The sequence below is a fragment of the Bacillus sp. AFS017336 genome (genome assembly GCF_002555445.1).
GTDB lineage: Bacteria > Bacillota > Bacilli > Bacillales > Bacillaceae_G > Gottfriedia.
The window spans coordinates 24,552-48,093 of sequence record NZ_NUCO01000138.1; the positions used below are offsets into that span (position 1 = coordinate 24,552).

The window sequence follows — 23,542 nt, forward strand, 5'->3', positions numbered from 1 at the left end:
TACTACTATGATATAGTATACTGTCCAATATGCAAGGCATTCAAATATTTTCATAAAGATTAAGGAATATTATTTTAATAATGATGAAACATTTTAATAGACATAGTACAATGGATAAACAAGTATGAATGTAGGAAGGTTAAAATGTACATATTTAAAGATTTTTACCATAATACAGTTGAATTATCATTTGAGAAGCATCCATTTGCACTCAATCCAAAGCATGTTTGGGTTATTTGTAAATACAATGACCAATGGTTACTAACAGACCACCAAAGAAGAGGATACGAATTTCCAGGTGGAAAAGTAGAAGAAGGCGAAACGCCAGAAGAAGCCGCTAAACGCGAAGTTTTAGAAGAAACCGGTGGAAATGTATCTAAAATTAATTACCTAGGGCAGTATCGTGTTACAGGTAAGGACAAAATCATTATAAAAAATATTTACTTTGCCGAAATAAGTGAACTGTTAACACAAAAGCATTATTTTGAAACAAACGGCCCTGTCCTATTAGATGAATTTCCACCAAACATAAAAAGAGATCGACGATTTAGTTTTATCATGCGTGACGAAGTATTTTCACAAAGTTTAAGTTATTTAAATAATAAAAAAGGCTCACTTTTATAAGTGAGCCTTTTTACGTTTTTTGGTTTGAAAATAAATCATGGGTTGGGCAAAAAAAGAAAGGTGAGGGTGGGAACAAATCCGAGGAAGTGCAAATAAAAAAGGAGAAACTGCAATTAAATCTAGGGAAGTGCAAATAAAAAAGGAGAAACTGCAATTAAATCTGGGGAGGTGCAAATAAAAAAGGAGAAACTGCAATTAAATCTGGGGAAGTGCAAATAAAAAAGGAGAAACTGCAATTAAATCTGGGGAAGTGCAAATAAAAAGGAGAAACTGCAATATAAATCAGCAAAACTGCAAATAAAGGCAATAAATTAGAACAAAGTGTAGTGTGTGAATCAAAAAAAGAAAAAATATCATTAAAATAGTTCGAGTAAGTACAAAATCATGTAAAAAATCATAATAAACACGAAATTGCTCCCCTCAATTAATGCTCAAATGATGTTTATCAACAAAGATTCCCGTTATATCAACAAAAATCATTGTTATATCAACAAAAATCAGTACTTTATCAATAAAGTTCACTTAGTGTTCGTACTTTCCAAACATGCTAAAAAAGCTCACACCTCCGGTGAGCTTTTCACTTATTTTTTTAATGTTTTTCTCTCTATATATTCAACAATAATATACATTACACCAGCGCAAACGCTGATGATTAATACACTCATTAAAACGAGCGTGAAGTTAAATACTTGGAAGCCATATACGATTAAATAGCCGAGTCCGCTTTTGGAAACTAAGAACTCTCCGACAATCACTCCTACCCAAGCTAAGCCCACATTTACTTTTAATGTTGAAATGACGGTAGGTATACTAGCAGGAAAGATGACATTTTTAAAGATTTGAGTTTTTGTTGCTCCAAAACTTTTAATGACTTTTACGTAATTTTCGTCTACTTGTAAAAAGGCTTGATAAATAACTAGTGCTGTAATGACAAAACTTATAATGATCCCCATGGCAATTATTGAAGAATACGAAGGTCCAAAAATAACGATAATGATTGGGCCAAGCGCAACCTTTGGCATTGCATTAAAAACTACTAAAAACGGGTCTAGTACTTTTGAAGTAAATGGATACCACCAAAGTATAATGGCTAGAACTAATCCAAGAATTGTGCCTAAAATAAAGCCAACTAACGTTTCAGTAATCGTAGTCATAGCATCATGATAAATCGAGCCATCCGCGATTTTAGAGATAAATAAATCGTAAATTTTAGTTGGTGCACTAAATAATAATGGATCAATTATTCTTCGGTGGCTTAAGAGCTCCCAAGCTATGAAAAATATAATAATAATTAATATTTGGATAAAAAATACTAAAAGTTTTTTGCGGCGATTTTTTTTTGCTATTTTGTCATGATAGGATTTTAGCTCATCATATACTTTATCCACGTTTCTCCAACTCCTTCCAAATAGAAGAAACGTAAGATGAAAAAAGTGATTGGTGTCGTGCTTCAAAAGGGGAGTGCGTACGTAATTCATCTGGTAAATGAAAAACTTTTGATATTTTTGTAGGAACATTAGTTAGCGTAATGACCCGATCACACATTGCTACAGCTTCTTCGATATCGTGAGTTACTAATATAGCGGTTGTATTTAACTTTTTAAATAAGTTGAAAACTAATTCTTCTAGTTTTACTTTATTTTGATAATCTAAAGCTGAAAATGGTTCATCCAATAATACAATTGATGGGCTTGTAGAGAGAGTTCTTACTAATGCAACTCGTTGTCTCATTCCACCAGAAAGTTCTCTTGGGTATGCATTTTCGTAATCTTTTAATCCAACTTCATTTAACAATTCTAAAGTTCGATTCTTGTTTTCTTCTGTGTCCTTATCTAGAATTTGAAGACCTAGAAATATATTTTCCTTAATTGTTTTCCAAGGGAACAAATAATCGTGCTGAAGCATGTAACCAATTTCCCCTGATTTTATATTATATGGCTTGCCTTTAAACTTTACTGAACCCTCATATGGTACAAGCAAGGAAGAAATAATAGACAAAAGTGTGCTTTTTCCACATCCACTTGGACCTAGTACTGAAACAAATTCACCCTTTTCAACATTAAACGTTACACCATCCAATATTTTAATTGCTTTTTGCTTTGATAAAAATACATGAGAAATATCATCAATTGTAAGATAGCTCATTTTAATGACCTTCTACTTCTCCGTAGATTTTTCAGCGAATTTTGTATCAACTAATACTGAGTGTGGAACCTCTTTTGGTAATACGCCAGAGTGTTTCATGATCGTTTGAAGATTATTCCACTCATCTTCTTCTAATATTGGATTTGTTGAATAAGAGTTTTGAGACTTATAACGATCAATAACTTTTATTGAAATATCTAAAGGTGTATCTTTAAAGAATGGTGCAACACTTTTTGCGATTTCTTCAGCGGAATGAGAATCAACCCATTGCTCGGCTTCATAAATTGCATCAGTAAATTGTTGAGCTGTTTTAGCATTCTTCTTCAAATAACTTTCTTTTGCTATAAAAGCCGTGTAAGGTACTTTTCCTGATTCTAATCCGAATGAAGCGACGATTTTGCCTCTTCCTTCTTTTTCCATAATACTTGCTGTAGGCTCAAATAATTGTACATATTGTCCAGTCCCTGATGCATATGCATTCGCGATATTAGCAAAGTCGATGTTTTGGATAAGATTCAAATCTTTATGTGGATCAATCCCATGTTTACTTAGGACGTATTCGCCAACCATTTGTGGCATGCCACCTTTTCTTTGCCCTAAAAACGTTGTGCCTTTTAGTTGATCCCAATTAAATGTACCAGTTTGATTTCTCGCTACTAAAAAAGTTCCATCCGTTTGAGTCAGTTGAGCAAAGCTTTTAACTGGATCATTTGCTCCTTGAGCGTATACATAGATTGTTGTTTCAGGACCAACTAATCCAATATCTGCACCGTTTGATAGCACAGCAGTCATTGTTTTATCTCCACCAGCAGTAGTCGTTAATTCAACATCTAATCCATGCTTTTTAAAAATCCCTTCACTTATGGCCACATATTCAGGTGCGTAGAATAATGAATGAGTCACCTCTGCAACTCTTACTTTTGTATTGCCATCTTTTGGTTTATCTTTCGAGCAAGCACCTAAAATAGAAGCAACTAATAAAAATAAAATAACGAACCATTTGATTTTCATTTAATCCCTCCTAATCAAAAATATACAATTAGCCTATGCAATAGGAGAAAATGGGTGAATGCGGAGTTCTGACGTGCAGTTTGACTGAAGAACAGCAGAAATTTTTTGGACAAAAGAAAAAACCTCTCAAAATTCCTTTTTTAGGAAATTAGAGAGGTTTTTATTTATTGCTCTTCGAAAAATATTTTCGAGTATCTTCGCGTATTTCGCTAGGTAAAACAGTTGCTAATTCTTTGTTTAACCACGAAAGTGTTTTACTACGTAAATATTCATGCATTTTTTCTTCTGCAGAGAGCATGACTAAATTGATCGTGCAGGTAGCACTTGGAGTACAACCTTTTTCTCTATATAGATAACCATTATCTTTAATGTTTTTACATTGAAATATGGGTTTAGAACCTTCAACTGCTTCAATTACATCCCAAAAAGAAATTTCTTCTGGAGATTTAGCAAGTTTAAAACCACCTTTAACTCCTGGAACTGAACTTACAATACCAGCTTTAGATAATTTACTAAAAATCTTTGAGAGATATGTATCTGAAACACCTTGAAAGAAGGAAAGTTCCTTTATTCCAATTGGAGAATCTTCAGGAGTATCAATTAAATAAACTAGGCAGTGAAGTGCATACTCAACTCCAACGCTATACTGCATTAAAACACCTTCTTCATAAAAGAGATTATGTTAATTAATCTTAGAAATGTTTTATTTCTTTGTCAAACATTTACTTTTAGAGCAAATAAATGAGTTTGACAAAATAAAAAAAACGATTTATTATGGATTATATCAATCGGCGATTAAGTTAGTCGCCAATTGTTTAATATAATTCTACATCTAAACATTTATTTTTAGAATTAACTTTTTTAGGGGGAAATAAAATGGAACAACAAATTAATTATTATAAGTTAGCACCAGAAGCACTTAAAATAATGATGGAAATGGAAAAGTATACTAAATCAACGGGTATAGACCATAAACTTCGTGAACTTATTAAAATTCGTGCTTCACAAATTAATGGTTGTGCATTTTGCATCGACATGCATACCTCTGAAGCAAGAGAAATAGGTGAAACGGAACAACGTATATATTGTCTTACTACATGGAAAGAGTGTGCTTTTTATACAGATGCAGAAAAAGCAGCATTAGAGTTAACAGAGCATATCACATTGATCCCGAATAAAGGTGTGCCAGGAGAACTCTATAATCGTGTTAGTAAACACTTCAGCGAAAAGGAATATGTAAATCTTGTCCTTATAATCAATCAAATTAATAGCTGGAATAGAATCTCTATATCAATGGGGAATACACCAGCTGAAAGATAATTATGCCTTTATATAAAAAAAGCATCCAAATGAACAGTTTGGATGCTTTTGCATTTTAGGATTTATAATATGGCATTAGATTAATAGCGAAATTTTAACTCTGATTAAAAAGGGCTATCCAAATGTCATTAATTCTGACTTTAGGACAGCCCTTACATTTTTATTTATTAAATTATTTTAAAGGTCCACCAAGCTCAGCTAATTGAGCGTCAAAGCCTTCAAACTTTTTGAAGTTTTCTTGGAATTTTTTTACTAATTCAAGAGCTTTTTGATCATATGCTGATTTATCTTCCCAAGTTGTTGATGGAACTAATACGCTATCAGGTACACCAGGTACATGAGTTGGAATTGCTAATCTGAAAAACTCATCTTGTGTAGTTTCAATGTTGTTTAAATCTCCTTCAAGTGCAGCGTGAACCATTGCTCTTGTGTAAGAAAGATTCATACGTTTACCAACGCCATATTCTCCACCAGTCCAGCCAGTGTTTACTAAGAATACATTTACATTATGTTTTTCAATTTTTTCACCAAGCATTTTTGCATATTCTACAGCTGGAAGCGGTAAGAATGGTGATCCAAAGCATGTTGAGAATGTTACTTGTGGAGATGTAACACCACGCTCAGTACCTGCTAATTTACTAGTAAATCCACTTAAGAAGTGGTACATTGCTTGCTCTTTTGTTAATTTGCTGATTGGAGGTAATACTCCAAATGCATCAGCAGTTAAAAAGATAATTGCATGTGGATGTCCAGCAACGCTTGGCTCAATGATATTTTGAATTGCTTGCATTGGATATGCAGCACGAGTATTTTCTGTTAAAGTTGTATCATCATAGTCAGCTAAACGGCTATCAGATTTAACAACTACATTTTCTAAAACAGTACCAAATTTAATTGCAGAGAAAATTTGTGGCTCTTTTTCAAATGTTAAGTTGATACATTTAGCGTAGCAACCGCCTTCAATATTGAATACACCATTATCTGACCAGCCATGCTCGTCATCACCGATTAATTTGCGGTCTGCATCAGCAGATAATGTAGTTTTACCAGTTCCAGAAAGACCAAAGAATAATGCTACATCGCCTTCGCTACCAACGTTAGCAGAACAGTGCATTGGTAAAACATTATTTTGTGGTAATAGGAAATTCATGATAGAGAAAATTGATTTTTTCATTTCTCCAGCGTATTCAGTACCACCAATTAAGATTATTTTCTTTTCAAATGATACAATAACAAATGCCTCTGAATTTGTTCCATCTACTACTGGGTCTGCTTTAAATGTCGGAGCAGAAACAATTGTAAACTCAGCTTCATGAGTTAGAAGTTCTTGCTCAGTTGGGCGAATAAATAATTGATGAGCAAATAGGTTGTGCCATGCAAATTCGTTAATTACTTGGATAGGTAAACGGTACTCAGTATCTGCGCCAGCAAATCCTTTAAATAAGAATAGTTCGTTACGATCTTTTAAGTAGTTAAGTACTTTGCTATATAATTTTTCGAATACGTCAGCAGAGATTGGTTGGTTTACTGAACCCCAATCGATTAAATTTTCAACAGATGCCTCTTTAACAATAAATTTATCCTTAGGTGAACGTCCAGTATATTTGCCTGTTGAAACGCTAACTGCTCCTGTTGACGTTAAAATTCCTTCTTGTCTTGTTAGGACTTTTTCAACTAACTCAGAAACGCTAAGTTGGTTATACATTTGATTACTAATAAGTAATTCGTTTAATTCAAAGTTTACATCAACTGTCTTCATATACTAATACCATCCTTTAAATATATTTGTCTGCCATGTAGGTATCTCGATAAATAGTATAACACATTTATTTTAATAGTGTATACTATTAGTTAGCAAAATGTGTTATGAATTTCATTAAAAAATAAATTTGAGTAAAATGATTTAATTAATAGGTGTAATTTCGTCAATAGAATATGATAAATAGTAATTTCCATTTAAATAGAAATTAAAAGTTATTGTAGAATTATGTCATAAGTAATGATAAAAGTTGTTGACAAGAAAGTGAAATTTTAATATGATACTTTTCATACGGATACTCTCTTATCCCGAGTAGGTGGAGGGATACAGGCCCTACGAAGCCCAGCAACCTCACTTTTAGTGAAAGGTGCTGAACCTGATGCAAGACTTTTTTTTATGTCTTGAACGATAAGAGCGAAAGGCAAATAACCAAGAACCCTTTCCTCAGGTAATATTTGATAAGAGGAAGGCTTTTTTTTTGCTCAAAACTTAAATACAGTGGCAATTTCGTAATTTACACTGAGTTATCTTTATCTTAAATGGGAAACATAGGAATAGGAACAAACTTTTTATTCTTATGTTGAGAAAAAAGAGATCCGTCAATTCAATTTAGGAGGGGACTCAATGTCACAACGTCGTTTATTTACTTCAGAATCAGTTACAGAAGGACATCCAGATAAAATCTGTGACCAAATCTCAGATTCAATTCTTGATGCAATTTTAGCAAATGATCCGAATGCTCGTGTAGCAGCGGAAACATCAGTTACAACAGGTCTAGTACTTGTTGCAGGTGAAATCACAACTTCTACTTATGTAGATATTCCAAAAATCGTTCGCGAAACAATCCGTGAAATCGGTTATGATCGTGCAAAATACGGATTTGATGCAGATACATGTGCAGTTTTAACTTCTATCGATGAGCAATCAGCAGATATCGCTTTAGGTGTAGACCAAGCGTTAGAAGCACGTGAAGGTAGCATGTCAGATGAAGAAATCGAAGCAATCGGAGCAGGTGACCAAGGTTTAATGTTCGGTTTTGCTGTAAATGAAACACCTGAATTAATGCCACTTCCAATTTCATTATCACACAAAATTGCTCGCCGTTTAACGGAAGTTAGAAAAAATGAAACAGTTTCTTACTTACGTCCAGACGGTAAAACTCAAGTAACTGTTGAGTATGATGAAAACAACAAACCAGTTCGTATTGATGCAATCGTTGTATCAACACAACATGGTCCAGAAGCTACTCAAGCTCAAATCGAAAATGATATTAAAGAACTTGTAATTAAACCAGTTGTACCAGCTGAGTTAATTGATGAAAATACAAAATTCTTTATCAACCCAACAGGTCGTTTCGTAATTGGTGGACCTCAAGGTGATGCAGGTTTAACAGGTCGTAAAATTATCGTTGATACTTACGGTGGATATGCTCGTCACGGTGGTGGCGCATTCTCTGGTAAAGATGCAACTAAAGTTGACCGTTCTGCTGCTTACGCTGCACGTTACGTTGCGAAAAACATCGTAGCTGCTGGCTTAGCTGATAAAGCTGAAGTTCAATTAGCATATGCAATTGGTGTAGCTAAACCAGTTTCAATCGCTATTGATACTTTTGGTACAGGTAAAGTTTCAGAAGAAAAATTAGTTGAAGTAATTCGCAACAACTTCGACCTACGTCCAGCTGGAATTATCAAAATGCTTGACTTACGTCGTCCGATTTACAAACAAACTGCTGCTTATGGTCACTTCGGCCGTACAGATATCGATCTTCCTTGGGAGCGTACTGACAAAGCAGAAGTTTTAAAAACTGAAGCAGGTCTATAATAATAAGATTAAGGCTGAATACGGCATTTGCTGTATTCAGTCTTTTTTTGTTTATACAGAGTTACATTCTAATAGAAGACAAATATAGATAGGCATACTTAAAAATGATTTTTCATAGGTTTAAATGACTAAATCAAAGTTTTAAATGGAGGAACCTATGAAGGCAATAATTTGTACAAAATACGGTCCACCAGAAGTTCTTCAGCTAAAAGAAGTTGAAAAACCTACAATAAATGATGATGAAGTGTTGATAAAAATACACGCAACAACCGTAACAGCAGGAGATGTAAAACTACGAGCCTCAGAATTCCCTTTTATGTATTGGCTACCTTCTCGACTTATGTTTGGCCTAACAAAACCGAGAAATAAAATACCTGGTTGTGAGCTAGCAGGAGAAATCGTCACAGTTGGGAAAAAAGTGAAAAATTTTAAAACAGGTGATCATATTTTCGGGTATAGCGGATTTTCTTTTGGTGCTAATGCTGAATATATTTCTTTACCTGAGCAAGGAGTGCTTACCAAAAAGCCAATTAATATGTCATTCGAGCAAGCTGCAGCTGTGCCTGTCGGGGCAATTACGGCACTACATTTTTTAAGAAGGAGTATTATCCAAAACGGGCAAAGTGTGCTTATTTATGGTGCTTCGGGAAGTGTAGGAACTTATGCGATACAACTCGCAAAATATTTCGGCACAGAAGTTACTGCTGTGTGTAGTACATCAAACTTAGAGTTGGTCAGATCTCTTGGAGCAATAGAAGTGGTAGATTATACAAAGGAAGACGTTACGAAAAGTAGGAAAACTTATGACATTATTTTTGATACGGTAGGCAAGACTTCTTTTTCAGACTGTAAAAAATTACTGAATAAAGATGGGACCTATTTATTAAGTGCAGTATGGAAGCCCTCAGTGTACTTTAAAGCATTTTGGAGTAATTTGACCAGTAATGAAAAAGCCATCCTTGGAGTAGCAAATATGAACAAGGAAGATTTGAATTATATTAAAGCACTTATTGAAGCGGGTAAATTAACATCTGTGATTGATCGGCATTACCCACTTGATCAAATTGCTGAAGCACATCATTATGTAGAACAAGGCCATAAGAAGGGGAATGTAGTAATTAATATTAGGGGTAATAATCAACTTTAAAATCATAATATAAGAATCCCTCAAAAATTGATTTTGAGGGATTCCTAAATTTGCAATCTTTTTTATAGATTTTCATTTTGCTGTCTTATTTCTTCACCAGCTAAAATCATATTTGCTGTTTCAATTTTGCGAAGTTCATCCACTGAATGACCAGGGTCGAGATTATTAAGGTTCGCTTGTATTTTCATTTGCTCTTCATTTATAAGGGGTTTATTTTGTTTAGTCAAATTATTACCTCCATATATATAGTAGAAACGTGAAGAAATTCTTCATAGTAGTTAGTCTTAACGATTTGACTAACTTCATTCAAAAGATGAAAAATCGATCTACTTGCTTAATTCATTAACTAATTTTTGATAGGTGTAAAAAGCAGGCTTAGGTGAATAATCATCCTTCATAATGCCAAATTGATGAAATAGATCGTCTTTTGAGCTATCAGCATCCCTTAAACCGAAAAATTCATAATGAGTAATATTTAGTTCCTGGCGAAGTGCGTAGACCGTTCGAACAACTTTTTCAAGGACGTCTGATTGCTTTGCATACGATCTTTCTATTTGAATAAACGGATTTTTCCCGGTTGGCCATCCATTTTCCGTAATGTGAATTGGAAGTGTTGTTGGGAATCCATTGCGATTTAATGTCTCTCGAAACTTACGTAGTATATTCTCTACTGAGACTGCAATTTCCTCAATTTCCAGTGGTTCCTCAAATACATCCACATAAAAATTATGACCAACATAATCAATTGAATGAATTAATTCATCCCCACCAATTTTCATTAGGTTCTCCCAAAAATGTGGAATTGTTTTTTCTCCTTCAGGAACCGAACCAAACCCGATTTTAACTTTTAAATTATTTTTTGTTATTTCTTCTTTTGCAATGAGTATTCCTTGTACAAGTGCTTCAAATACATATGGTTTCGATCCATCCATAAACGATAAATTAGGTTCGTTCGTAATTTGAATTGATTCAAGAAAAGGACCATATTCTTTAATTACTTTACGAACGAAATTCAACCAATATTCTAGTGACAGGCTTTGCTCCATAAGGCATCCAATTGTTAAATCACCTAATAACCCAGCGTTCTTATAGCGATTTAAAGAATTAAATACTTTTTCTTCCGTTTCTGGACCCATATAGACTGCATACATTCTAGGTAAAAGCTGTTTAGCATTACCTTTAAGCTCTTTGAGTGCGGATGATATTTTTTCATAATTATCTTCTGGTCCAGTAGCTAATCCTATAGGTGTACCGGCTACGCTAAGTGGATAGATTCCGAAAGTTAATCCGTTTGATTTCATAATACCTCTCCTTTTTTTTATAGTAAATTATTGTTTACTATTTTAAATATGGTTTATTTGTAAAATGTGGTATAATCTAAACTAAGGTCGAATAAATAATAAACCTTTATTTACTATATGTCAATTTGGAAATTTTTGTACAGGAAGGTATGAAAGTCGCATGACGAATTCGAAAACACACCAAATAGCAGAGAAATTTATCCAATTACTCCCGCTAGTTTTTAATAAGTTTAACAAGCCAGGTTCAAAAAATTCACTAAAGAATAAACAGTCTGAGTTAACCCATTTGCAAAGTCATATACTTGAGGAATTATTTCAAACACCTGATGGAATCTCACTTACAGAGCTAGCTCAAAATATAAGTATTTCCAAGCAGCAAATGACCCCGTTAATTATGAAATTAGAAGAAAAAGAGTATGTATCCAAAATTCAAGATGCTAATGATAAACGAAGCGTAAAAATTGTACTGACAGAAAAAGGGAAAAAGGTTGTCTCTAAACGTTGGGAAGATTTTTATCATATTTTTATCGAACGGGTTGGGCAGCTTGATGAAGAAGACTTGCTAGATTTAGACTACTCAATGCACAAGATTATACGAATACTTGGGAAAATAGAATAGAGAGTATATTGGAGCGAATGGAGTCAATTTCGGCTCCTTTTTTTTGGCCATTTTCAAGAAATGATTAAGAGAAAATCCTTATTTATTAAAAATTTATAACAGTTAAATATAACTGTTTTGGTAAAAAATGGTAGATTTGTTGTAGTTTAGTAAATATAATTGTAAACGGTATTCATTATTAAGAACTAGAAGATCGTTAATGTTGGAGGAATTATGAAAACAAGGATTTTAATTATCAGCTTTATAGTGGCGCTCTGTTTAGGCGGAGGTTATTGGTTTTATGTATATGCTTGGGATTCTAGTGCGAAAGTGATTGCAAAAGAAGATGAATTAACAAGGACTAGTTTCTTAAAAGATAAACGTGCAGTTATTTACTTTTCAACTACTGCTGATCAAGATATAAATGGAGATGGCTTGAGTTACGCAGTGTTTGTTGATGAAAATGGACAAGCAAAAAGTGCAAAAATGAAAGGTTTAGAACTTGGATCTGTCACAAAAAGTCCGAATCAAGTATTTCTAGAAGATAAAAATCATATTCAAATTCTTGGTGACGAATACAAGGATTTTCAAATGAGGAAAAGCGAATATACTGGGGAACGATCTGGTTATATAAAAGGAAAAGATCTATTCTTTAGTATTTATAACAGTGGATTCAGTAAAACTGGTGGATATAACTCGGATGTTCGTTTTGGAAATAAAAATGGTTTCCAGACAGGCACGATACCTAGCTATATAGTAGCTTCTGGTCTAGTCGGCGAGAATATTTATATCGTAACGAATAATCCAAAAATGCCAAAAGAATTCAACTTACAAGAAGTAGTTTTAAATAATAAAATAGCTATCAAACAATTATGTAAATTTGAAACAAAAGATGAAGTAAGCCCAGATTCACAAGTATTAGCGGATCAACATTTTTATTACATAATCGCTTCAAATGCATCAAGTGATGAACATAACAAGGACGAAATTCTGTTAAGGATTGATAAGAAAACATTTAGATTAGACACATTGCCACTTGTACACTATTCTAATATTGAAGATGTTAGAAGCACGATCGTCTATAATACTAAACAGTCTGCATATCTTTTTAACGGTGAGCTTTTTTATATTGATGGATTAGGTGATGTTTATACATTTAATACAGAAACTGAACAAGTCCAAAAGAAATTTTCATTGATCGATGCAGACAAAACAGTATTGTATTATAACGAACAAGTTTATTTTCAAGGTAATTACGTCTATTATTTTAGAAATAATCCTAAAAATAATAAATTTTCAATTGAGGTTTACAATCTCAAAACAGGAAAATTAGAAACACACCAAGAGATTAAAGGAATAAACGAGATCATGACTCAAGTGACTAAAAAAGGTAAATCAATTTATGCATATAGTTTTATGATGTTAAAGGGTGCTTAAAAGACAAATTGATCTTATTAGCTCGCATTTAAAATACCAATTTATAGAAATTCTTGAACTTTACTAATTAATCGTTTAATATGATTTTATATAAAAACATAAACCAATTGTATAACCTCATTGATATGGTATGGGGGTCTCTACCAGGAACCGTAAAATCCTGATTACGAAAAAGAATGTAATGTATTTACATCCTTCTTCGTAATCAGGATTTTTTTTATTTTCTAATAATTAAGGGGGAAAAAATAATGAAAACAGTTTATATAAATGCAACGATTTTTACAATGGATAAGGAAAATCAAATTTTTGATAACGGTATGATGATTGTACAAGATCAATTAATTACTTATGTTGGAAACCATTCTGAAGAGTTAATGAAGGATGCTGATCAAGTAGTTAATCTTCAGGGGAAATGGGTGATGCCAGGTCTTGTAAATACGCATTCTCATATACTCATGACACTTTTACGTGGGATTGGGGATGACATGTTATTAAAGCCTTGGCTAGAAACAAAAATATGGCCGATTGAAAGACAATATACGACTGAGATTGCTTCAGTAAGTGCACAACTAGGAATTTTGGAAATGGTAAAGTCAGGAACTACTACGTTCTCTGATATGTTTAACCCTAATGGTATCGATCCAAATGTTGTAATGGAGACAATTGGTGAAACTGGAATTCGCGGGGCATTTTCATATTCAATATTTAGCTTCGGGACAGAAGAAGAGCAAAGAATGAATCTAAAAGGTGCTGAGCAGTTTTCAATTGATTATAAAAACTTTGCTAATGGCCGTTTGACAACGATGGTTGCACCTCATAGTCCATATGCTTGTACTCCTGAAGCTTTAATTGAGAGTGCGCGTATCGCAAAAGAAAATGACTTAATGATGCACATTCATGTATCTGAAACAGATTATGAAATTCAAGATATCCAAACTCGTTATTCGAACCGTCCTGTCGAACATCTTCGAAAATTAGGTGTATTTAATCAGCCGACAGTCATGGCTCACGGTGTCATACTAAATGATGAAGAAAGAGCAATCTTAAAGGAATACGATGTACGTGTTGCTCATAATCCAATTAGTAATTTGAAATTAGGTTCTGGCGTAGCGGATGTTATTAGTCTACTAGAAGCAGGAGTAAAAGTCGGTATCGCAACAGATAGCACAGCATCAAATAACAATCTTGATATGTTTGAAGAAGTAAGAACTGCTGCATTGCTACAAAAAGGGATGTATAAAGATGCTACTAAATTCTCGGCACAAACGGCATTAACCTTGGCTACTCGCGGTGGCGCAGAAGTGATTGGAATGGGTAATACTGGCTCCCTTGAAGCAAATAAGAAAGCAGACTTTATTACAATTTATCCATTTGATAAAGAACATTTACAACCATTAAGTAATGCGTATTCACACTTACTATACGCTGCACGTGGTAGCGATGTATGTGATGTTTTTATTGATGGAAAAGCAATCGTAAAAGATCGAATTTCTTTAACAATCGATGAGGAAAAAGTAATCGCTGAAGCAAATCGTTTACAAAGTCGTTTTTCATAAAATTAAAAGGGAAAGAGCAGGACAAGTTTCCTGCTCTTCTTTTCATTTAAAGATAACGTTCGTTGATGATTTTTAAGTGATGTAATTCATGACCTGCAATAATATAAGCAATAGCTCTTGGTGTTGTTGGGTGATTTAATACTGTACCCTCAAGTTCTAATGTTTCATCAGATAAATTTGCTAACAAAGATAAAGTAGCTAGACGTACAGTTTCATATTCATTAATAATATGCTCTAACTCGAGACGATTAAATTTTGCATTTTCATTATAAGCATTTTCATCAAAAGATGGTAAAGGAGATTGGTCTCCTCTTGCAATTGCCAATAGACGATAGCACATGATTCGTTCGCAATCTACTAAATGTCCAAGGACTTCTTTAATACTCCATTTATCTTCTGCGTAACGATACTCAGATTTTTCTTTAGAGATTGCCTTAAAAAAGCTAATGGATTCCTCTAATTGCTTTCGTAAAATATCCCGTAAGTGACCTTCAGGAACTAGGCCAATATAACCTTTAAAGTGTGGGTTATATTCGTTTGATTCTGGTCTGGACATCAAATTAATCACCTCAAAGTTTTTATTTAAAATCAACACTCGTAGTACAATAAGCAAATTATACCTTATTATGTATATAGAAGTTTGAAAAATTAAAATATTAAGGATGATTGAGATGAATAATCAGCTGAAGCAACGTTTTAAACAATTCGCAAAATATGAATGTGAAAATTCTAGTAGCTTATATGAATATTTATCATTAAAAATTGCAGAAGACGAAGAAGTACTTGATCTGTGTTCTTATGCCCAAGACGGTCAGCCTGTTCCTAATTTATTATTTGGTTCGGTTCATTATTTATTAATGTCTGGTAAACCTCATCCGTTAAAGGAATTCTATCCAAGTTTAGTAGATGCTCCAAAAGGATTTAAAGACTCCTATCTATATTTCCAGAATTTTTGTAAAAAATTTAGAAAAGAAATTATTCATTTGATCCAAACGAAAATGGTCCAAACGAATGAAGTTAGACGTTGTGCTTATCTTTATCCATGCTTCTCTTATATTTATAAAAAGGTCAATAAACCGATATCATTAATCGAAATAGGAACAAGTGCTGGACTTCAGCTATTATGGGATCAATACAAGTATTCTTATAATTTAAGTGAAGAACTTTATGGGAAATTAACATCCAAAGTTCTAATTCAATCAGAAGTAAAAGATAAAACACCAGCTATGCTCTCATTATTAGATACGGCGCCTCCAGTTGTTGATCGATATGGAATAGACCTACATATTAATAATCTATCAAACGAAGAAGACTATTTATGGCTAAAAGCCTTAATTTGGCCAGAGCATATTGAACGAAGAGAATTATTTGAAAAAGCCGTTAACTGTATGAAGGAAAATGAAATCAATTTAATAGAAGCAGATGGAGTTAAAATCATTCCAGAGGTAGTTAAACAACTATCAAATGATTCCATTCTATGTATTTTTCACACACATGTGGCAAATCAAATACCAGTTGAAGGAAAACAAAGTTTACTACAAACTGTAGAAGATATTAGTAAAAAACGAGATGTATTTCATCTATATAATAATATTTGGGATCGAAAACTACATATGGACTACTACATTGATGGGATTAAGTATGAGAAAGTAGTAGGGGAAACTGAAGGTCATGGGAAATGGTTTGAATGGAGCATTTAAAACGCTATGAAATGAGGGAGTATGATGGAGATTAAAGGAATCAATCATTTGTTATTTTCTGTATCTAATCTAGAAAAAGCGATCGATTTCTATAAGAATGTATTTAATGCAACTTTATTAGTGAAGGGTAGAACAACTGCATATTTTGATTTAAATGGTATTTGGCTTGCTTTAAATGAAGAAAAGAATATATCTAGAAATGAAATTCATCAATCTTACACACATATGGCTTTTACAATTGATGAAGAAGACTTTGAAAAAATGTACGATAAATTGCTAGAACTTAATGTAAATATATTGAATGGTCGAGAAAGAGATCAACGAGATAAACAATCAATTTATTTTACAGATCCAGATGGACATAAGTTTGAATTTCATACAGGGACTTTGCAAGATCGAATTAATTATTATAAGCAAACAAAACCCCATATGAATTTTTATATTTGAAAGAGAAAGTTTTGATAAACTTTCTTTAAAAAATATCTTGAATTAAAGATAAAAATTGATACAATATAAGTAAGAGTTAGACTAACTTAATAAATTATATATAGTAAAAACGAAGTTAATTGTAGACGGTAATCAAATAAGCACATAGATTTTTTTTGTTTAATATCTCGAATTAAAGATAATGTTGAGTGTGGAATTTATTATTAAAATTAAAGGAGCGATAAACATGTTCGAAAAAATCAATAGTAAACAATTAGGTCACGCAGATCACGGTTGGTTAAATACAATTCATCATTTTTCATTTGCAAATTATTATGATCCTAACAATATGAATTTTGGTGTACTAAGAGTATTAAATGATGATTTAATTAAAGCTCACAGAGGCTTTGGTACTCATCCACATAATGATATGGAAATTATAACTTATGTCATAAACGGGAAATTAACTCACGCTGACAGTATGGGAAATAAACATGAAATTGGACGTGGTGATGTACAATACATGAGTGCAGGAACAGGTGTGTATCACAGTGAACACAATTTAGGTAAGGATCCACTACGATTAATTCAATTATGGATTATTCCTGACAAAGCAGGTCATACTCCAAATTACGGTGACTTAGTTTCAGATTGGGAAGATAGAGTTGGAAAATGGTATCATATGGTATCTCCAGTTGATGGAAATGCCCCAATTAAAATTCACCAAGATGCAAATATTTACTCACTTGCATTAAATGAAAATGAAGAAATTTCTTTTGAGATAAATAATGGTCGTCAAGCGTATTTAGTTTTATTAGAAGGAAATGCAGTTGTAAATGGAGAACTACTAGAAGCTGGTGATGCTGCGAAAATCATTGAAGAAAATATAAAAATTAAATCAAAAGATTTTTCACATTATTTAGTAGTAGAAATGAAAAAATAAAATAGATGTAGTGATCTAAGCTTTGAAAGGGGAAGTATCTGATGAAAACAAGTATTAAATGGGACGGAAAATTAGCCTTTTCAGGAACTGCACCGTCTGGCCATGAAATCAAAATGGATACTGCTGAGTCTTTAGGTGGGGAGAATAGCGCACCTACTCCAGTTGAATTATTAATCAATGCTGTCGCAGGATGTACAGCGATTGATATCGTATTAATCCTTGAAAAAATGAGATTAAAATTGACTTCATTCGAAGTTGAAGTAAATGGTGATCGAGCAGAAGAGCATCCTAAACGATTTACTGACATCCATTTGCACTATATATTAGGCGGAGAATTGGATACAGAAAAAGTTCGAAAAGCAATCAAATTATCAAAAGATAAATATTGTTCGGTTGCTCATTCATTGAACGCTAATATAACAGCCAGCTTTACGATAAATGGAACGAAGGATGAAGAAATTCTGTAATATTGATCGTAGCTGTCTCCTTTGAGTGTCACTTTAAGAGATAAAGTGCACACTTTTTAAATGCTATTTTGCACTATAAGTAAATATAAAAAGCCTAATTTCTCATTAAAATTGAGAAATTAGGCTTTTTTCGTTTCTCAACAATCGCGCCAGATTGTTGAAGATCTTTAATGCTTTCACTTGTTAAACTAACGTATTCGTTTTTTTAAGAATACTTATTCACTAATTAACCATTACCTAGCTTTGTGTTATGTAGAATGTTCCCTAAATGGGGATATTGATAACAAAATCAATTTTATAAGAGTGAGGGTTTTAATTATAACTGTATCCTTGCATTTGAGTTAGCTCAAAGGTTTATTATAGTTTATATAAGTAAGGAGGAATATTCGATGAATATCCAAAAAGCAGCTGAGATGTTTGATTTAAGTGTTGATACACTCCGATATTATGAACGAGTAGGCGTTATCCCACCTGTTCACCGAAATGCAAGTGGATATCGTGACTATACGACGAAGGATTTGAATTGGATTTATTTAGCTAAAAATTTGCGTAATGCCGGATTATCGGTTGAATCCTTAATTGAGTTTGCCAAGTTGGCCCAATTACGAGAAACGCAAAATGTAGAAGAAGCTCAAAAACAGATTTTATTTGATCAGTTGGAGGAGCTGGATAAAAAGTTAGCCGTAATGCAGGAAGTTAGGGATTTACTAGTTTATAAAATTGAAACTTATGATGAGCATCTCGCAAAATTCAAGACAGGTGTAATGGCACCTGATAAAGTTGAAAAATTGTGGGAACGAAAAAAATAAAACTTTTTCCTTGCCATGGACTTAACTCCAAGGTTTAGGATAGGTAATGTAATCAAATCTAGAGGAGGAAAACAACATGCAAACAATCAAATTAAACAATGGTGTGGAAATACCACAATTAGGGTTTGGAGTTTACCAAATTCCATTGGATGAAACAGCTGAAGCAGTTTATCAAGCAATCAAAGCAGGATATCGATTGATCGACACGGCTTCTATTTATGGAAATGAAAAAGAAACGGGTGAAGGTATCAAACGAGCAATTGACGAAGGGCTTGTTACACGTGAAGAACTTTTTGTCACCTCTAAGTTGTTTATTTTACAAGCACCGGAATCTAAAGCAACTGAGACGATTGAACACTCACTTGATACTATGGGGCTAGACTATCTTGATCTTTATCTTATTCACCAACCTTATGGCGATGTTTATGGAGCATGGAGAGCAATGGTTGCAGCGCAAAAAGCAGGTAAATTGCGTGCAATTGGTATTTCAAATTTCAAATCAGCTAAGATGATTGAATTTGTTGGGCTGAGTGAAGTAAAGCCTCAAATCAATCAAATTGAAGTGAACCCTTGGAATCAGAGAATTGAAGATCAAAAATGGCATGAAAAATATGGTGTACAAGTAGAAGCTTGGGCTCCATTTGCAGAAGGACGTCACGATCTATTCGCAAATCCTGTATTAGCAGAAATCGGAGAACAATATGGCAAAACTGTTGGACAAGTCGTGCTTCGTTGGTTAATGCAACGAGGAATTGTTGCATTGGCTAAATCTGTTCGTCCAGAACGAATGGCTGAAAACATTGATATCTTTGATTTTGAACTTTCAAAAGAAGATATTGAAAAAATAGCTGCTTTAGATATGAAAGAATCAGCTTTCTTTGATCATGATGCGCCACAACAAGTTGAATGGTTCATGAATCGCATGTTGGACTCAGAAAAATGATGAAAAATATCCTTATCATTGGTGCAGGCGGTCAAATTCCAGAAGTGTTGATACCACTTTTACAAGAACAAGCTGATGTGAAACTAACATTGTTCGGTCGTCATGCAACAAGTCTACCCTATACGAATGTAACAAAGATTTCTGGTGATGCGGGGAATGTATCAGATTTGGTGAATGCCATGCAAAACCAAGAGATTGTTTATATGAATTTTGACAATAAAAAAATTACAGAAACAGTCATTGAAGCAATGCATAAAACTGGCGTTAAGCGTATCATTCAAGCAGGTGTATTAAGTGTATACGGCGAAGTTGCTGAACCTTTTGCCACATGGAATAGTCGAATGATGGGCGGATCGGTTGCTCATAACCGCGGAGTAGAATCACTTGAAGCAAGTGATTTAGATTACACTTATATGCGGATGACTTGGTTATATAATGGCAAACGAAAGGATTATGTCGCAAGCCCAAAAGGAGAACCATTTTTAGGCGCTCAAATTACTAGACATGCAATTGCTCAATTTGTTATCGATAATATTACAGGCAAACGAAACGATATCCGAGCAAGTATCGGCTTATGGGAACCTGGCTCAGAAAATAAATCAAAACCTGATTTTTATTGATTTAAGCGGGAGTATAATGTAAATCAATCAGCAGAATGAATAGAAAAAACTGTGACATAGTCCATTATTTGTACTATGTCACAGCCTTTTTATGGAGGAAAAGCACAGTGCAAAGGTGGAGATTTAGATAATTAAGAAGAATGCTATTTTCTTGCTAATAACAGTTATATGCGTCATTATCGTTGGTCTCATTATTCTACCAAAAACAATAAATCAGAATGAAAAGGAAGGAGCAACCATAAAAAATTCAAAAACATTGATTGTCTATTATTCAAGGACGGGGAATACTAAGGCAGTTGCTGAACTTATCCAAGAAAAAGTTGGTGGGGATCTCGTACAAATTGAAACAAATGAGTCAAGACCAACAGATTACAGAATGGAAGTAGAACAAAATGCGCAAGAACAAGAGAGTGCTACCCTACCAGAATTAAAAACAATCATTACTAATTTTGAGAACTATGATCGTATTTTTATCGGAGCGCCCACATGGAACATGGCTTTGCCTCAAGCGGTAGTTTCATTTTTAGATAGTTATAATTTTGAGGGGAAAACGGTGATTCCATTTAACACGAATGGCGGTTACGGTTCTGGTTCAACCTTTAGACAGATAAATGCTGGTGCTAAAGGAGCGAAAGTTCTAGAAGGATATACTGTAAAGGGCGGAGAAGAAACTAACGGTATCATGCTTGCAATTAAAGGTGAAAATAAAGCTGAGGTATCAAAGGAAATAGATACTTGGCTAGAAAGAATTAAACAATTAAAGAAATAGAAAGAAGTTAGAAAAGTTGAATAAAGAAAAATTTGGAATCATCTTACCGATTACATTACTATCCTACTTTTTGATATTAATGGATAACTCGATCATTTTTACCAGTTCAGTACAGATAGGAGAAAGCCTGGGCTTATCTGCCGCAGCACTTTCATGGGTATCAAGTGCGTATACGCTCACGTTCGGAGGCTTCTTACTTCTAAGTGGACGGCTTTCTGATTTGCTGGGAAGAAAACGTATTTTTTTGTTTGGGCTGCTCATTTTTGGGATCAGTTCACTAATCATTGGTCTATCAAGAACAGCTGAGATGGTGATTGCTATGCGTGCAATTCAAGGGATTGGCAGCTCGATAATTGCACCTACAACCCTCGCATTAATCATGGATGCGTATCAGAACAATATGAGACAGCGTGCTATTTCTTATTATGGCGCAACAGCAGGAATTGGTTCGAGTGTCGGTTTATTAGTTGGCGGTGCGTTGACTAGCTTGATTTCTTGGCGAGCTGGTTTCCTGATAAATGTACCGTTCACTCTTCTTCTGTTTTTCTTAACATTAAAGTACGTAGAAAGTTCAGAACGACGAAAAGAAAGAATTGATTATCTAGGTAGTTTATTTTCAATCATAGGATTAATTGGTATCATATATGGATTTACAGAAAGCAAAGGTATATTCGTCATTTCCGGTATGATTATCTTAGGCTTATTCATTTTCTGGGAACGAAGCGTTCCATATCCCATTTTGCCATTATCACTCTTTAAAAATAAGATACGATCCGGTGCATATGCCGCACGGCTTTTATTTATGATGGCAATGTTGCCATTTTGGTTCTTTTTACCGCAAATGATGCAGAGTCAATATGGCTTTTCGGCCTTACAATCGGGTCTGGCATTTTTACCTCTGACAATCGTCAATTTTATCATAGCCATGCAATTACCACGATTAACCGCTAAATTTGGAAATAGCAAAGTTTTACTTTTTGGTGAGATAATATTAGTGGTAGGGTTAATTTTACTTGCTTTCTCTAACCCAGCCAATGGTTATTGGCGTACTATTTTCATTCCTATGGTAATACTAGGTTTGGGGCAAGGACTGATTTTAGCACCGGTCACCTCAGCAGGCGTTCATGAAGCGCCAACTGAACTGGCTGGTATTGCGAGTGGCGTTACAAATACCATGCATCAAATTGGCGGGCCAATCGGCTTATCTTTAATTGTCTCGGCTACTAATGATTTTTCTATTGAAATCTGGTTAATGACTTTATTTACACTCGCTTCTATACTGTTGGTTGCTATTTTTGTGAATGAAAAGAAATATTGATTACTTCTGAACAGAGCAAAAATGATTAATTTAATGATAAACAAAATAAATCCCTGTCTATCTTTATCTTGGCAGGGATTTATTTTTTAAAAATCTTTGACATTGACAAATAAATATACAGTGATTAAAACTATTAGCCATATGACAAAAAGATGAACTAACATTTCACTCCAATAGATCCCACTCAGGCTCATACAAAGGATATTCACACAGATTGAAAGAATTCTTGAAATTAATAAGCTTGAAAAGATAACAACCGAAGTGGTTGAGGCAGCAAGAGACAGTTTAGTAATCGGAATCAAATAAAAAGGCTATCTCCGTATGATAGCTTTTTTATTTGTATTTATAGTGCAAAACATCTCTTAAATGGGGTGCAAAGTAACTCCAAAAGTGACACCTTTGAGGCAACTTTTTTTGGTTAGTTAATGCAAATATTTTGTGTACTTTGTTCATAATACTTTTAACTTTGTTCATAAGGTAGAGGGTTTTGTGCATAAAGTTCGTTATTTTGTTCATAAGGTAGTGATTTTTGTGCATAAGCTGTTTTCTCTTGTTTAATGAAGGCTCTGCTTGTTAAAATACAACGGAAGTTAAAGCTGAAAATACGAACACTATATGAACTTTGTTGATAAAGTTGTGAACTTCGTTGATATATTGGGTATTCTCGTTGATAAATGCCCCATTCTCGTTGATAAATGCCTTATTCTCGTTGATAAGTTGCTTATTCTCGTTGATAAATTGCTTATTCCGTTGATAAATACCTTATTCCCGTTAATATTCTGCTAGAATCTACTCTTAATTAAGATGCATTGGACTTCGGTCAAGAAA

The 23,542-nt window shown here is 33.8% G+C and carries 24 protein-coding genes, 1 pseudogene and 2 riboswitches; of the genes and pseudogenes, 17 read left to right on the forward strand and 8 right to left on the reverse strand.

Features of this window, described 5'->3' with window-relative positions:
- Positions 1-144 precede the first annotated feature (144 nt).
- Entirely contained in the window at positions 145-624 is a 480-nt protein-coding gene (ytkD, locus tag CN601_RS23385; protein WP_098119574.1) for an RNA deprotection pyrophosphohydrolase, read from the forward strand.
- A 581-nt stretch (positions 625-1,205) separates the two neighbouring features.
- Here ytkD and CN601_RS23390 read toward each other — a convergent pair.
- From CN601_RS23390 to CN601_RS23405, 4 genes are all read right to left on the reverse strand, one after another.
- Complete coding sequence (locus CN601_RS23390) at positions 1,206-2,012, reverse strand: ABC transporter permease (RefSeq protein ID WP_172447118.1); 807 nt, start codon at positions 2,010-2,012, stop codon at positions 1,206-1,208.
- Entirely contained in the window at positions 2,005-2,769 is a 765-nt protein-coding gene (locus CN601_RS23395; protein WP_098172478.1) for an ABC transporter ATP-binding protein, read from the reverse strand. The genes CN601_RS23390 and CN601_RS23395 overlap by 8 nt, the downstream gene beginning before the upstream one ends.
- A gap of 12 nt (positions 2,770-2,781) precedes the next feature.
- On the reverse strand, positions 2,782-3,774 hold the full coding sequence (locus CN601_RS23400; RefSeq protein ID WP_373605001.1) for an ABC transporter substrate-binding protein: 993 nt from the start codon (positions 3,772-3,774) through the stop codon (positions 2,782-2,784).
- 166 nt (positions 3,775-3,940) lie between these two features.
- Positions 3,941-4,432, reverse strand: coding sequence for an RrF2 family transcriptional regulator (locus CN601_RS23405; RefSeq protein WP_098119570.1), 492 nt, complete (start codon positions 4,430-4,432; stop codon positions 3,941-3,943).
- A gap of 224 nt (positions 4,433-4,656) precedes the next feature.
- Between CN601_RS23405 and CN601_RS23410 the strand changes: the two genes are divergently transcribed.
- Positions 4,657-5,100, forward strand: a complete 444-nt coding sequence (locus CN601_RS23410) for a carboxymuconolactone decarboxylase family protein (RefSeq protein ID WP_098119569.1) — start codon at positions 4,657-4,659, stop codon at positions 5,098-5,100.
- A 172-nt stretch (positions 5,101-5,272) separates the two neighbouring features.
- On the opposite strand, the gene pckA is transcribed toward CN601_RS23410, so the two are convergent.
- On the reverse strand, positions 5,273-6,859 hold the full coding sequence (pckA, locus tag CN601_RS23415; protein ID WP_098172479.1) for a phosphoenolpyruvate carboxykinase (ATP): 1,587 nt from the start codon (positions 6,857-6,859) through the stop codon (positions 5,273-5,275).
- A gap of 300 nt (positions 6,860-7,159) precedes the next feature.
- Positions 7,160-7,274: riboswitch (SAM riboswitch) on the forward strand.
- Positions 7,275-7,483: 209 nt separating this feature from the next.
- Between pckA and metK the strand changes: the two genes are divergently transcribed.
- Both metK and CN601_RS23425 read left to right on the forward strand, forming a co-directional pair.
- A complete protein-coding gene (gene metK, locus CN601_RS23420; RefSeq protein WP_098119567.1) occupies positions 7,484-8,680 on the forward strand; it encodes a methionine adenosyltransferase in 1,197 nt (398 codons plus the stop codon).
- Between the two features lie 157 nt (positions 8,681-8,837).
- Entirely contained in the window at positions 8,838-9,827 is a 990-nt protein-coding gene (locus tag CN601_RS23425) for an NAD(P)-dependent alcohol dehydrogenase (RefSeq protein WP_098172480.1), read from the forward strand.
- A 62-nt stretch (positions 9,828-9,889) separates the two neighbouring features.
- Here the strand turns inward: CN601_RS23425 and CN601_RS27125 are convergent, their stop codons facing one another.
- Entirely contained in the window at positions 9,890-10,054 is a 165-nt protein-coding gene (locus CN601_RS27125; protein ID WP_179865669.1) for a hypothetical protein, read from the reverse strand.
- Between the two features lie 99 nt (positions 10,055-10,153).
- Positions 10,154-11,128 carry a glycoside hydrolase family protein gene (locus CN601_RS23430; protein WP_098172481.1) on the reverse strand — a complete coding sequence of 325 codons (975 nt, stop codon included), beginning with the start codon at positions 11,126-11,128 and terminating at the stop codon, positions 10,154-10,156.
- Between the two features lie 160 nt (positions 11,129-11,288).
- Here CN601_RS23430 and CN601_RS23435 point away from each other — a divergent pair, with 160 nt between their 5' ends.
- From CN601_RS23435 to CN601_RS23445, 3 genes are all read left to right on the forward strand, one after another.
- Complete coding sequence (locus CN601_RS23435) at positions 11,289-11,747, forward strand: MarR family winged helix-turn-helix transcriptional regulator (RefSeq protein WP_098119564.1); 459 nt, start codon at positions 11,289-11,291, stop codon at positions 11,745-11,747.
- A gap of 213 nt (positions 11,748-11,960) precedes the next feature.
- On the forward strand, positions 11,961-13,163 hold the full coding sequence (locus CN601_RS23440) for a hypothetical protein (RefSeq protein ID WP_098119563.1): 1,203 nt from the start codon (positions 11,961-11,963) through the stop codon (positions 13,161-13,163).
- A gap of 87 nt (positions 13,164-13,250) precedes the next feature.
- Positions 13,251-13,350: riboswitch (purine riboswitch) on the forward strand.
- A 43-nt stretch (positions 13,351-13,393) separates the two neighbouring features.
- Complete coding sequence (locus CN601_RS23445; RefSeq protein WP_179865671.1) at positions 13,394-14,719, forward strand: amidohydrolase family protein; 1,326 nt, start codon at positions 13,394-13,396, stop codon at positions 14,717-14,719.
- A 46-nt stretch (positions 14,720-14,765) separates the two neighbouring features.
- Here CN601_RS23445 and CN601_RS23450 read toward each other — a convergent pair whose 3' ends face one another.
- Positions 14,766-15,275 (reverse strand): DinB family protein, encoded by a 510-nt coding sequence (locus CN601_RS23450; protein WP_257131798.1) that lies wholly within the window; start codon positions 15,273-15,275, stop codon positions 14,766-14,768.
- A 109-nt stretch (positions 15,276-15,384) separates the two neighbouring features.
- Between CN601_RS23450 and CN601_RS23455 the strand changes: the two genes are divergently transcribed.
- From CN601_RS23455 to CN601_RS27750, 10 genes and pseudogenes are all read left to right on the forward strand, one after another.
- On the forward strand, positions 15,385-16,419 hold the full coding sequence (locus CN601_RS23455) for a DUF2332 domain-containing protein (protein ID WP_373605002.1): 1,035 nt from the start codon (positions 15,385-15,387) through the stop codon (positions 16,417-16,419).
- Between the two features lie 24 nt (positions 16,420-16,443).
- Complete coding sequence (fosM, locus tag CN601_RS23460) at positions 16,444-16,866, forward strand: FosM family fosfomycin resistance protein (RefSeq protein ID WP_098172485.1); 423 nt, start codon at positions 16,444-16,446, stop codon at positions 16,864-16,866.
- A 226-nt stretch (positions 16,867-17,092) separates the two neighbouring features.
- Entirely contained in the window at positions 17,093-17,788 is a 696-nt protein-coding gene (locus CN601_RS23465) for a pirin family protein (protein ID WP_098172486.1), read from the forward strand.
- 41 nt (positions 17,789-17,829) lie between these two features.
- Positions 17,830-18,255, forward strand: coding sequence for an OsmC family protein (locus CN601_RS23470; RefSeq protein WP_098172487.1), 426 nt, complete (start codon positions 17,830-17,832; stop codon positions 18,253-18,255).
- 389 nt (positions 18,256-18,644) lie between these two features.
- On the forward strand, positions 18,645-19,064 hold the full coding sequence (locus tag CN601_RS23475) for a MerR family transcriptional regulator (protein ID WP_098172488.1): 420 nt from the start codon (positions 18,645-18,647) through the stop codon (positions 19,062-19,064).
- A 76-nt stretch (positions 19,065-19,140) separates the two neighbouring features.
- Complete coding sequence (locus tag CN601_RS23480; RefSeq protein WP_098172489.1) at positions 19,141-20,007, forward strand: aldo/keto reductase; 867 nt, start codon at positions 19,141-19,143, stop codon at positions 20,005-20,007.
- Positions 20,004-20,627, forward strand: a complete 624-nt coding sequence (locus tag CN601_RS23485) for an NAD(P)H-binding protein (protein WP_098172490.1) — start codon at positions 20,004-20,006, stop codon at positions 20,625-20,627. Before CN601_RS23480 ends, CN601_RS23485 begins: the two co-directional genes overlap by 4 nt.
- Before the next feature lie 151 nt (positions 20,628-20,778).
- Positions 20,779-21,396: a flavodoxin family protein gene (locus CN601_RS23490; RefSeq protein ID WP_257131799.1), complete on the forward strand. Its 618-nt coding sequence runs from the start codon at positions 20,779-20,781 to the stop codon at positions 21,394-21,396.
- Between the two features lie 16 nt (positions 21,397-21,412).
- Complete coding sequence (locus CN601_RS23495) at positions 21,413-22,714, forward strand: MFS transporter (protein ID WP_098172491.1); 1,302 nt, start codon at positions 21,413-21,415, stop codon at positions 22,712-22,714.
- A gap of 186 nt (positions 22,715-22,900) precedes the next feature.
- Positions 22,901-23,020, forward strand: a pseudogene (locus CN601_RS27750) (AAA family ATPase); the annotation flags it as partial.
- Positions 23,021-23,542 lie beyond the last annotated feature (522 nt).